The following is an 11884-nucleotide window of genomic DNA, read 5'->3' as shown; positions in this document are numbered from 1 at the left end:
TCGACACCGCCGACGTGGTCCCCTTGCGGTCGCCGGCCCAAACTCTACAGTCAACCCCCCGAGACCCAGCCGTGCCCAGCCCTGCCGATCTCCGCACAGACCCGGCCTTCATCCCGCTCGGCCGCTCGCTCGCGCTCTGTTACGGCGACCCGGCCCGCGACGCGGCGATGGATCGCCTCTACGCGCGCTTTCTCAAGCCCGGCGACCTCGCGTTCGACATCGGCGCGCACGTCGGGGACCGCGTCGCGTCGTTCCGCCGCCTCGGCGCGCGCGTCGTCGCGCTGGAGCCGCAGCCCCTCTGCGCGCGCGCCCTTCGCGCGCTCTACGGCGCGGATCCCGACGTCACCTTGGTCGAGGCCGCCTGCGGCGCCGCGCCCGGCCGCCTCGCCATGTACGTCAACACGGCGAACCCCACGGTGACCACCGCCTCGCCAGCCTTCGTCGCAGCGGCCGCCGGTCAGCCCGGCTGGGAGGGACAGGTGTGGGACCGGCAGATCGACGTCCTCGTGACGACGCTCGACGAGCTGATCGCGACGCACGGCGCGCCAATCTTCATCAAGATCGACGTCGAGGGCTTCGAAGACCAGGTGCTCGCCGGCCTGACGCGGCAGCTACCGGCGCTCTCCTTCGAGTTCACCACGATTCAGCGTGACGTGAGCTACCGCTGTCTGGACTACCTCGCGACCCTCGGCGCGTACCGCTTCGACATCGCGCTGGGCGAGAGCCAGCAGCTGACGTTCGAGCGCTGGCGCAGCAAGCAAGAGATGGCAGACCACATTCGTGCCTTGCCGCAGGTGGCGAATGCCGGCGATGTCTATGCGATCGCCACGGCGCAGGCGCCAGAACCCGGCACCGAGAGCGACGACGAGACAGCAACATTCTCGATGTGACCGGGGTCCGTGTCCGGAGCGCCGGGGTGTGGAGCGACGGCAATCGTTGCCATGCCCCCATCTTTCAGAGCTAGCAAGTCTTGCCATGACGGCAAGTCTTGCCATCGGCATGCCGGGCTGACGGGCGAGCTCGATTGGGCGGCAGCCGCTCCTGCGCCGCGCTCGGTTCATCGCGTCTCACGATTTCGTCGAAAGGGCCCTGACGCGGCGGCGCGGCATGCCGCTTGCGATGGATCTCTGCCAGCCGGGCTGCGACGGCCGGGGCTCGCCCCGAGGAAGCGGCCGGCAGGTACTGCGCGAGGCGGAGCTGGGGCAGGAGCGCGAGCCGCTTCGGAGCGATCCAAGTCCGCCCCACGCCACAGGAGCGATCATGCATCTTCGTTATGTCTCCAAGTTCCCCCTTGTCGCCGCGGTCATGTGCGCCGCGGCGTCGGTCTCCCTGGGCGCCTGCGGCGGCACCGATCCGGTGGACGACGACGTCGTCGCCGCCGGCGAGGCCCAGGAGCTCACGGCGGAGAGCGCGGAGGCGCTGACGTGCCCCGCGTCCCTGCCGATCCTCGACATGCGGAAGTCCCTCATCGTCACGAAGGAGACGGACCCGAACGTCATGCTCGAGTTCACGCTCAGCTTCGTCCTCCAGCGGCTCATCACGAGCGTCGGCTCCGACCAGGAGCCCCTGGATCTCTATCAGCGCTGGTGGGACACGCAGAACGACGCCGCCAATGCCGTCTTCGAGGATCCAGACGCCATCCACTGCGACGACGTGACCGACGGCAATGGCGCTCCCCTGCTCAACGGGTTCCCGTACACGTGCCCCAGGAACGAGGGCGTGCTCGCCGAAAGCAACCCGTTCAATCCCGAGGGGGATGACTTCATGGAGCCGGTCGCGCTCGTGAACCGGTTCGACCTCGCGCCGACGGACGGCTCGCATTGCGGCGAGTACCGGATCATCTACGCCAAGAAGTCCGGCCAGACCGACAACCAGAACCGCAACTTCATCATCTTCGAGGGCCAGCTCCCGAACCCGCAGCCCGAGTGCGGCGTCGCCGCCTGCCTCCCGGTAGCCGAATTCTGGGCGAGCCTCTCGACCATGAGCGAGACCCAGCGCTCCACCGCGCTCGAGATGTTCTATTTCTTCGGCCTGCCCGGCTTCGCGCCGGTCATCCAGGCGTCCAATTTCATGGCCTCCACCGGCCAGATCCGCACGAACCAGTTCATGCGCCTGAGACCCTTCGGCATTCAACAGTGGACGCTCCGCGAGTTCAAGCTTGACCTGGGCACCGACTCCGAAGACAGCTCGATCAGGCTCTTCGTCCAGCCGGTCACGGTGAAGGACAACCCGTTCCGCGACCTGTTCACCTCCACCTTCACCCCGAGCAACACCCGCGACGCATTCCAGAGCAGCTTCCTCGATGCCCTCGACGGGCTCGTGCCGCTCGGCGACGAAGAGAACGACATCTCGCTCCGCACGATGCCTTCCCCGGACCTCTTCAACGCGGGCGAGAGCATCGTCGACTCCCGGAACGACTATAGGGTGCACCTGCAGGGGAACACCGCGTTCATCGCCGACATCGAGGCGGCGCTCGTGCCGCTCGTCCAGAGCCGCGGCCTCCTGCCTGGCACGGTCACGGCGGACAACGCCGCCGATCGCGCCACCACCCAGTCGTGCGCCGGGTGCCACCAGCTGAGCAACGGCAACAACCTCGGCGGCTTGCACGTGTGGCCGGCGCACTTCACGCCGATCGACCCGCCCACCGCGGCCGACCCGCCCACCACGTTCGTCCACGTCGACGAGCAGGGCAACATCTCGGATCCCCTCCAGTTCAAGTTCCTCCCCCACCGCGCGCAGATCCTCACGTCCTTCATCGAGGAGCACGCGTGCGCGGAGGCCTGCTCCTCGACGGCCGCCAGCGCCGATTTCTCGGCCGCCAGCGCCGATTTCTCGGCCGCCAGCGCCGATGCCCCCCTGGGCAGCGCGGAGCGAGCCCCCACGCTCGGCGGCTCGGCGACCCACTGAGGGCGCGCCGGGCAGCTTGATCCCCCGCCACCCCCCGCGCGGAGCCGCCGAGATGCGGCTCCGCGGGGCCCGCTCTCCGTCCGTGCCGCCGTCCCTCGCGGCGTGCCCGACCCGCTGACAACGCCGTGCTCGCGGCGGCGCAGCTGCGTCTGAAGCTCCTCGGCCCCGGGGGATCGGCTCATCGCTTCTCGCGCGGCGCGGCGACCCTCGCCCACACCGCGAGGATCATGGCCTGTTCCAGGGTGCTCGGCGGGGCATGGCCCCTCGGGGGCTCGGCCGGCAGGGGCACGGGGGGCTTTCCCCTGCGCCATGGCGCGTCGTGGCGCGCCGAAGCGCAGGCCGCGGGGCCGCGGCGCGTGACCTCGTAATCGACCGCGGCCACCGCCTCCTCGAGGATGGCGAAGCGCTCGACAAGCTCGCCATCCAGCAGGACGTGCCACCGCTTGCCGCGACCCCCGCGGGCAAGGACGACGACCTCGCTGATCGCTCCGGGCTTCCTCTCGAAATGGAGCGTGAGGCCGAAGCGGCCGAGAGAGGCCCACGCATTGCGCGAGATGGCCAGCACCTCGGGGTCGACGCGGAGGCTCACGGGATCGAAGTGCGCGGCGCGCTCCTGGATCTCGCGCAGCGTGATGCGACCCGCCTCGACCTCGAACCCGGGGTAGTCGAAGGCCACCTGCCGATAGAAGCGGCCCGCCTCCGCGGCGTCCCTGCCCTCGAGATCGAGGTCGCGGGGCATGCCGAAGAGCGAGGGGAGCGTGCACAGATGGAGCGAGGAGAGGTCGACGAAATCGAGGATGAGACAATCCTTCTTGCCTGGATGGAGGCGGGTGCCGCGCCCGACGCACTGGGCATAGAGCCCGTCCGAGCGGGTGGGGCGGGCCATCGCGATGCAGGAGACGCCAGGGTCGTCGAAGCCCTCGGTGAGGACAGCGACGTTGGTGAGGACCTGGACGCGCTCTTCCCGGAAATCGGCGAGGATCCGGCCGCGGAGGTCGGAGGGCATGTCGCCGTGGACGTAGGCGGCTCGGACGCCCAGGTGGTTGAGCGCCTTCGAGAGGTTCCTTGCGTGCGCGACCGTGACGCAGAAGGCGATGGTGCGGCGGTCGCGGGCGAGCTCTTGAATGGAGCGGGCGACGAGCGCGTTGCGCTCCTCCATGTCGACGGCGTCCTCGAGCTCGTCCATGGCGAAGTCGAGTCCGCCGGCGTCGAGGCGGGAGAGGTCGGTGGCGGTGGCGACGCGGTAGCCGGTGAGGGGGGCGAGGTAGCCGTCCGCGATCATCTCGGGGAGGGTGCGGCTGTAGACGATCGCCTCGAAGATATCGTCGAGGCCCTTGCCGTCGCCGCGGGCCGTCGTGGCGGTGAACCCGAGGAGGGTGCCTGTCCACGCGGGGTCGAAGGCGCCGAGCTGGCGGAGGACGCGGCGATTGTCCTCGGCGGGGGCGTGGTGGCATTCGTCGTAGATCACGAGGCCGATATCGCGGCCGCCGGTGACCTGCTCCAGCCGCTTCTCGTGGAGGGAGCGAATGGAACAGACGATGACGCGCGCGTCCGACGAGGCGCGGAGGTCGCCCTGCTCGACGGCGACCGTGGCCTGTCCGCCGAGGGCGCGCTCGATCTTGTCCTTGGCCTGGAAGAGCAGCTCTTCGCGGTGAGCGAGGACGAGGACCTGCCGCCTGGCGAGGCGGGCGAGATGGGAGAAGATGACCGTCTTGCCAGCGCCGGTGGGGAGGCACACGACCATGCGCCGGACGCCGCGCCTGCGGGCCGCGAGGACGGCGTCGACGGCGGCGCGCTGGTAAGGGCGCAGGGCGGGCGCGCCGGGGCCCATCGGTGCTGAGGCTGTCGTGGGGTGGGTCATGAGCTCTCGTGCTGGCGTCGCGGCAGCAGCATAGCCCGGAGCCCCTGTCCGTGCCCTTCACGGCGCCGGTCCGCTCCGCGCAGGCCCGGAGGGCGCTCGAGGCGATCGCGCGCCCCGCCGAGGCGTGGCCACCGCGGCACGGCCTCCGGGCGCGCGCCGCCCGCGATCCCCCGGGGGTGATCTCCGTGATCGCCCGCGTCCTCGTCGCTCACCGCACGGGTGATCTGTCGGATCGCCCCTCCTCGCGGCGGCGCCGCGAGACACGGCGAATTCGCGGCAGATCCCGCCTTCTCTCGCGTCAACCGGTGATGGAACGGGTCGTGCTCTGGCCATGGGCCAACCACGGGCGAACCTCGTCGGGCCATGGGGTCCGAATTCACTTCGCTCCCACGCTCACCTTTCGAGGAGAATCGAAGATGAATGCCAAGAACACCTACGCTGCCGCCTTCTCTCTCCTTCTCGCTGGTTGCGGTGGAATCGACGATGGGGCCCTGGAGGACGACGAGGGGCTGGACGTGCTCGAGCAAGGCGTCACGGCCATCGCCGAGGGTGTTTACGTCATCAAGGCTGTGCACAGCGGCAAATGCCTGGACGTGCGGTCGTCCGGCACCGCGGACGGCGTGGCCGTGCAGCAGTGGGATTGCAACGGGACCGACGCCCAGAAGTTCCGCGTCAGCTCCGTGAGCGACGGCTTCGTCAAGATCGAGAACGTGAACAGCAACAGGGCCATCGACGTCACCGACGTGAGCACGGCCGACGGCGCGCCGATCCAGCAGTGGGGGTACGGGGGCGGCGCCAACCAGCAGTTCGAGGCCTTCGACGCCGGTAGCGGCCAGTACGGCATCCGGGCGCGGCACAGCGGCAAGGTCCTCGACGTCAAGGACGTCAGCACCGCCGCGGGCGCGCGGATCCAGCAATGGACCTGGTTCGGCAGCGCCAACCAGCGCTGGAGCTTCGAGAAGGTCGACGGCTGGCGCCTCGTCTTCTCGGACGAGTTCAACGGGCCGAGCGGGTCGGCGATCGACGGCTCGAAGTGGTCGGCCGAGACCGGCGGCCACGGCTGGGGCAACAGCGAGCTGCAGCACTACACGAACCGGCTCGAGAACGTGCGCCAGGAGAGCGGGGCGATGGTGATCACCGCGACGCCGCAGGGCGCCGATCAATACGGTTGCTGGTATGGCGCCTGCCAGTACACCTCGGCGCGCATCGTGAGCCGGGGCAAGTTCGAGTTCACGTACGGCCGGGTGGAGGCGCGGATCCAGGTCCCGCGCGGGCAGGGGCTGTGGCCGGCGTTCTGGATGCTCGGGAACGATATCGGTTCGGCGGGGTGGCCGAGCTGCGGCGAGATCGATGTCATGGAGAACGTCGGCTACGAGCCGTCGACGCTCCACGGCAGCCTGCACGGTCCCGGGTATTCCGGCGGCAATCCGCTCACGGGCTGGACGAACCTCCCGGGCGGGGCGGCGCTGGCGGACGCCTTCCACACGTACGCGGTGGAATGGGAGCCGAACGCGATCCGCTTTTATCTGGACGGCAACCTCTATCAGACGCGAACTCCCGCGGACGTGCCCGCCGGCGCCCCCTGGGTGTACAATCACCCCTTCGTCATGCTGCTCAACGTGGCGGTCGGCGGCAACTGGCCGGGATCGCCGAACGGGTCCACGTCCTTCCCGCAGCGGATGCTCGTCGACTACGTGCGCGTCTACCAGCGCTGAGCGGCGATGAACAGCGCGGATCGCAGCGCAGGGTATTGCTCTGGCTGCGGGTGCCGAGGGAGTAGCCCTGATCATCGGCGGGCCTCGCGGCATCGGTCCGGCGGCCGCGGAGGGCCGGGCGTTACGCCGTCCGACCCGACGGCGCCGAACGCGCGCGGCCGTAAGGAACGAGAATCACAATAGAATACCGGCTCAGAAGGCATCAGCGGCAAATCGGCGCCGTTCTTGGGTATGCTCGCGTCGAACGCGACGAACCGAACGGCGGGGAGCCGGCGACGGCCGCAGGGACGCGCACGGCGGCCCGCTCGCCGATCGGGCGAAGAGGCGCAGATGCTCATCCATCAATCGACTCGTATTCTCTCGCTGCTCATCCTCTCCTCGGCCCTGGGGTGCGTTCAAGAACCCCCGTCGGGCCGCGTGGTCTATCCGGGCACCCCCAATGCGGGCGGCCCCAACCTGGGCGGGAGCGCCGGGGCGTATATGCCGGAGGAGCCGCCGGAGCCCCACGCGCCTCCGGCCCTGCCGATGAGGATCGATCCGGGCGGCGCGCACGGGCTTCGATGCGCGGTGAGGCTCCGCCTCGACATCACGCCGGTCGCCGGGGAGCGACGGCTGCTCCGCGTGGTGGCCGAGAACGCGACCGGTCAGCCGCTCGCGCTCGATCTGCCGGAGCGATGCCCGAACGGGCTCGTCGAGTTCGAGGGGCTCGGGCCGGGCTACGATTATTACGGGACGTGCAACGCGGGGCCGTGCCTGGGCGTGAGCTCGGCGCGTCGTATAGAGCTCGGCCCCGGCGAAGCGCGGCCGATCGCGGAAGCGACGATCGCGCTCCGAGGCGCGCCTCCGTGCACCTCGGCGCTGCCGCCGGGCCAGCACGTGGTGCACGCCGGCGTGCGCACCGCGACCGTGTCCGTCTGCACCGCGGAGGCTGTCCTCGATGTGCCTGGGGCTGCGCGCCCGCAGTCACCGCCGAGCTCCCCGCCGCCCTCCGTCCCTTCGCAGAGCACGCCCCCGTCGAGCGACCCCTATGCCTGCCAGAGCCCCACCGACTGCGTGCTGTCGTGCCCGGAGCCTGCGGGTTGTTGCGGGTGGTCGTGCGGATGCCGGCACGCGATCCACCGCGACCATCGCGCCGCGTTCGAGGCGAATTTCGAGAAGACCTGCACGCGCCCGCCGCGCTGCCCGGTCGTCGGCTGCGCCTTCGAGCCCGCCGTGGGCGCGACGTGCAGGAACGGGCGGTGCGTGGCGACGACCGCGCTCGGAGGGCTCTGATTGGGCGGGGGTGATCGGTGAAGACTGCGGCCACGAGATCGCCAGCGTTTACCGGCGTATACCAGTCGAACATCCCCATGGTGAAAACCTGTCAATGGTGAACCAACCCGGGTTGGAGTAGGCGCGACCCAACCTGGGTCGGCTCGCGCTGTCGCTCCGACACTACGGCCCCAGCCGCTCCATCGCGTCGACCGCCGCGCGCCGGAGCGCCTCCCCTTGATAGACGACCGCACCCGCGTGCCCGGTGTCGAGCCACCGCAGTTCGCTCGCCCTCCAGAGCGCGTGGAGCTCCTCGACCTGCTCGGGGAACACGTACCCGTCGTGGCGCCCGCCCACGATGACCACGGCATCGGACCGCCGCGGCGCCGGGTGGCGGTCGAGATCCGCGGCGCCGAACAGCGCTCCGAGCCGCGCCCGCGCCGCCGACGCTCCGCCCAGCGCCTCGAACTCGATGCTGACCGACAGCATCCCCTCGGTGAACACCGGCACGACGCTGCGCCCCGCGCCGAGGACCGCCACCGCGAGCGGCCGCGCCGTCACCGCCGCCGCCAGCGCGGCCGACACCCCGCCCATGCTGAAGCCGACGACGCCGATGCGCTCGTACCCCTCGCAGGCGAGGTGCTCCACGAGCGCCCGCGTCTCCTCCACCGTCGCGAGGTTCATCAGCAGATGCTCGGCCACCGTGCGGATGGCCGTGCCGCGCTGCCCCGCGGGCCGGCGCAGCCCGTACATGGCGTTCTCCAGCAGGATCACCTCGATGCCCTCGCGCGCGGCGAGCGGCCGCCACAGCCGCGTCCGGGCCGCGAAGCCCTCCTCGCCGGACGCCGCCAGCGCCACGTAGACCGGCCGCCGGCGGCCCCGCTCGGGCGCCGCCGGCGCGATGCGGCGCACGAACGCCGTGCTCGCGCAGGGCGGCAGCCCGGGGCACGCAGCCGCGAACCAGCCGTCGGTCACCTCGAGGGGCCCTGCCCGCCGCCCCCGACCCCAGGTGACGTCCGCCGCGCGCGGCGGCTCCGCGAACCGCGCGACGGCCGGCACCCGGCCGAGCACCCCCTCGTCTCCCCAGCCGCCCGCGAACAGCCGGCGGCGGCGCGACAGGACGGCGGCCGCGTGATCGAGCCAGTGAACGGAGCGCGATCGCGGCGCCGCGCTCATGCCCCCTCGTCCAGCACTCCACATCGGGTTGCCATGGTAGTCGATCCAGCGGCGCGCGTCGCAGTCGTAGAGGCGGCGGACACGACGGACGCGGAGCAGCTCCTTCACGCTCCACGCCTGGACGAGGACCTGTGCCCGGAACAGGTGACCTTGTCGTCAGTCGTGACCCCCTTCTTCGTGACGCCGAAGGGATGAGTTGCGAGCGTTGACCGTTGATCGTCGTCCCCCCGGGGAGAGCGTCACACCCAGCAGGTCGGCCACCTCGCGGGTGCGCGGCGGCCTGGCCGGCCTGGCGCGGCTCGGCTTCTTGCGCAGTCCTCCCGACCCGAGGAGGAGAGCCATCACATGGTCTTTCCCATCAGGGCGGTAATGAGACGTTCAGTTGCTTCAGGAGGTCGTCTCGCATCTTCTTCCTGACCGCGTAGAGACCACGGTTTGGAAAGGGCGCACCGGCTTCAATAGCACCTCGAATCGAAGAGTAGTGCCTGTCACCCTTCACCTCCGGCAACTCGAAGGCCGACCTCGTCGCAGGAATGAGATATCGTGGAGGGACCTTTTCGGCACACTCCTCCGCGAACAAATACCATTTCATGGTAGCAGGTTCGTTGATGTATTTTACAAAATTTCGCGCGGCGGCCATGCACTCGTCGCTGCAACCCTTTCGAACCACGAAGGCGTCCGTGAACAGCAGAAGATTACGACCATTGCCAAAGGGCGCCGGCGCGATGCCAATGTTCTCCGGGTCCTTGGCGACTCGGAGCGCAGCGTGAAGACGTTCCGAGTAACCGAAGGTCGCCGCGACCTGGCCTTGGCCAAATTCCTCGGCAGCTTTGGTGGTGTCGTCGTACTTGCCGGCCGCGGTGATACACACGTTGGAACCGGTGGCCTCGCATTGACCGAGCGTGCTCTTCAGGGATCCGATGACAGACATGTCCAGCGTTGCGGATATCGCGTTCGCCATATTTCTTTGGGGATATGTGTCCCGCCATGCGTCGAGGTAGAGGCTGGGCAACGTCCAACTTCCAGCCGCATCTCCGACCAATGAAGGCGCTGCGCCGCCAGATGCCTTGAGGGCCTTCACGAGATCGCTCGCCGTCTTTGCCTCGAGGACTTGCCTGCTTCGAGAGAGGATGAACTCGCTACACATCAGGTGGGGCACCCCGTACATCTGAGAATCGACGGTAGAAGCTTCCTTCGCCGGCGCGAGCCAGTCCCCAGTATCGACATCTGCTGGCCAGGCTTTGATGACGTCGCGGTCCTTGACTTCACCAAGGACAATGGTGTCCAGCTCAACGACGTCAAAATGCGGTTCGTTGGTTCCCATGTACTTGACCAAGACGTCCGGCGAGTAAAGGGCGTCGTTCGGGTCGGCCACCGTGATGCTCACGCAGTGCTTCGTCGTTTCGAAAAACTCGCGCTCCATGCGGAGTCGCATGTGAACAAACGAATCGTTGGGTTTGCATGAAGGAACGTAGGGAAAGAGAAGCACTCGAAGCGGCGCAGCACAGACGGATTTATCGGCCGTCGATGAGGCGACTTGAGCTGGGGAAGCGGCCGGCGGACTGGCAACTTGGGCCATTCCGCTTTCTGTCGTGCTGGAGCAAGCCAGTACCGGAGCAGTGGCCAGGCACGCCATAGCAGCAAAGCGCGGGCCCAGGCGTTCATGTTGCTTCATCATTCCTCTCGAATCAGGTTGTGACCAGGTGGAGCGCAATGCCAGCATCGTCGCCGGGCTGGGGCAGGAGTCAACCCCGTCGGGGCCGACCGGATCCTCTCCGCGGCTGGATCATCGCCGGGCTTTCGCGTCGCGGATCGGTCGGTGGAGTTCAGGCCTGGTTCGCCCCCGAACCTCCCGGCCGGCTCTCGATCTTGGCGCGCCGGTCCGAGCCGCGCACCAGCGGCCCCTCGGGACGGACGATCACGTCCGTCATCACGTCGCCCACCACGAGCACGCGGTCGGCCTCTCTCATGCCTTGGCCTTCGGCTTTGCCCTGGGCTTGGCCCCGAGCTTGCTCATCGCCACCGCGATTTCCGCCGCCACTGCCGCGTTGTTCTCGACCAGAGCGATATTGGCGATGAGGCTCTTGCCCTCGGTGAGCTCGAAGATGCGCTTCAAGAGGAACGGCGTCAGGTCCTTGCCGCTCACGCCCTCTGCCTCGGCGCCCTTGATCGCCTCCTCGATCCGCGCCTCCATCGCCTTGGCGTCCATGGCATGGCTTTCGGGGATCGGGTTGGCCACCAGGACCCCACCCATGCCGAGCTCGAACTGCAGCGCGATGACCTTGGCCGCTTCCTTGGCGCTCGCGACCCTGTGGTCCACCTTCTGCCCGCTCTGCCGCGCCCAGAAGGCTGGGAAATCCTCTGTCTTGTAGCCCAGGACCGGCACACCATGGGTCTCCAGCGTCTCCAGCGTCTTGGGAATGTCGAGGATCGACTTGGCCCCCGCGCAGACCACCGCCACCTGCGTCTGACGCAGCTCCTCGAGGTCGGCGGAGATGTCGAAGGTCGTCTCCGCCCCGCGATGCACGCCGCCGATGCCACCCGTGGCGAACACCCGGATACCGGCCCAGGCCGCCGTCATCATCGTGGTCGCCACCGTCGTTCCGGCCATCGCGCCCGAGACCAGAAGCGCCGCCACGTCGCGCCGCGAGGCCTTCGCCGCCTTGCCGCCCACCTTGGCCAGCCGCTCGATCTCTTCCGCCTTCACGCCCACCTTGAGCTCGCCGTCCATGATGGAGATCGTCGCCGGCACGGCCCCGTTCGAGCGGACTACCGCCTCCACGCGCTGCGCCATCTCGAGGTTCTGCGGATAAGGCATGCCGTGCGTGATGATGGTCGATTCCAGCGCCACCACCGGCCGGCCGTCGGTGAGCGCTTTCCTGACCTTGGGCGAGAGGGAGAGATGGTCCTTGATCGACACGCTGAAATCCTTCGGCTGCGGGGGTTTGGCGCCTAAGCAAGTCCAGGCGCTTGG

The 11884-nt window shown here is 69.0% G+C and carries 9 protein-coding genes; 4 read left to right on the top strand and 5 right to left on the bottom strand.

Annotated features, from left to right (window positions below; genetic code table 11):
- The first annotated feature begins 71 nt into the window (after positions 1 to 71).
- Positions 72 to 890: an FkbM family methyltransferase gene (locus WMF36_RS46030; protein ID WP_437577225.1), complete on the top strand. Its 819-nt coding sequence runs from the start codon at positions 72 to 74 to the stop codon at positions 888 to 890.
- A 370-nt stretch (positions 891 to 1260) separates the two neighbouring features.
- Positions 1261 to 2907 carry a hypothetical protein gene (locus WMF36_RS46025; RefSeq protein WP_437577224.1) on the top strand — a complete coding sequence of 549 codons (1647 nt, stop codon included), beginning with the start codon at positions 1261 to 1263 and terminating at the stop codon, positions 2905 to 2907.
- A 178-nt stretch (positions 2908 to 3085) separates the two neighbouring features.
- Here the strand turns inward: WMF36_RS46025 and WMF36_RS46020 are convergent, their stop codons facing one another.
- Positions 3086 to 4768: a DEAD/DEAH box helicase gene (locus tag WMF36_RS46020; RefSeq protein ID WP_437577223.1), complete on the bottom strand. Its 1683-nt coding sequence runs from the start codon at positions 4766 to 4768 to the stop codon at positions 3086 to 3088.
- A gap of 416 nt (positions 4769 to 5184) precedes the next feature.
- Between WMF36_RS46020 and WMF36_RS46015 the strand changes: the two genes are divergently transcribed.
- Both WMF36_RS46015 and WMF36_RS46010 read left to right on the top strand, forming a co-directional pair.
- A complete protein-coding gene (locus WMF36_RS46015) occupies positions 5185 to 6483 on the top strand; it encodes an RICIN domain-containing protein (protein ID WP_437577222.1) in 1299 nt (432 codons plus the stop codon).
- 330 nt (positions 6484 to 6813) lie between these two features.
- Positions 6814 to 7755 carry a hypothetical protein gene (locus WMF36_RS46010; protein WP_437577221.1) on the top strand — a complete coding sequence of 314 codons (942 nt, stop codon included), beginning with the start codon at positions 6814 to 6816 and terminating at the stop codon, positions 7753 to 7755.
- Positions 7756 to 7917: 162 nt separating this feature from the next.
- Here WMF36_RS46010 and WMF36_RS46005 read toward each other — a convergent pair whose 3' ends face one another.
- From WMF36_RS46005 to WMF36_RS45990, 4 genes are all read right to left on the bottom strand, one after another.
- The gene (locus tag WMF36_RS46005; protein ID WP_437577220.1) at positions 7918 to 9018 is read right to left on the bottom strand and encodes an alpha/beta hydrolase family protein; all 1101 of its coding nucleotides are present in this window, start codon (positions 9016 to 9018) and stop codon (positions 7918 to 7920) included.
- A 250-nt stretch (positions 9019 to 9268) separates the two neighbouring features.
- Positions 9269 to 10588, bottom strand: coding sequence for an extracellular solute-binding protein (locus WMF36_RS46000; protein ID WP_437577219.1), 1320 nt, complete (start codon positions 10586 to 10588; stop codon positions 9269 to 9271).
- A 148-nt stretch (positions 10589 to 10736) separates the two neighbouring features.
- Positions 10737 to 10880: a hypothetical protein gene (locus tag WMF36_RS45995; RefSeq protein WP_437577218.1), complete on the bottom strand. Its 144-nt coding sequence runs from the start codon at positions 10878 to 10880 to the stop codon at positions 10737 to 10739.
- Positions 10877 to 11830, bottom strand: coding sequence for a pseudouridine-5'-phosphate glycosidase (locus WMF36_RS45990; protein WP_437577217.1), 954 nt, complete (start codon positions 11828 to 11830; stop codon positions 10877 to 10879). The genes WMF36_RS45995 and WMF36_RS45990 overlap by 4 nt, the downstream gene beginning before the upstream one ends.
- Positions 11831 to 11884 lie beyond the last annotated feature (54 nt).

Source organism: Sorangium sp. So ce887 (genome assembly GCF_051521455.1).
Lineage (GTDB): Bacteria > Myxococcota_A > Polyangia > Polyangiales > Polyangiaceae > Sorangium.
The sequence above is the reverse complement of the archived record's forward strand: the minus strand, read 5'-3'. Positions and strand labels throughout refer to the sequence as shown.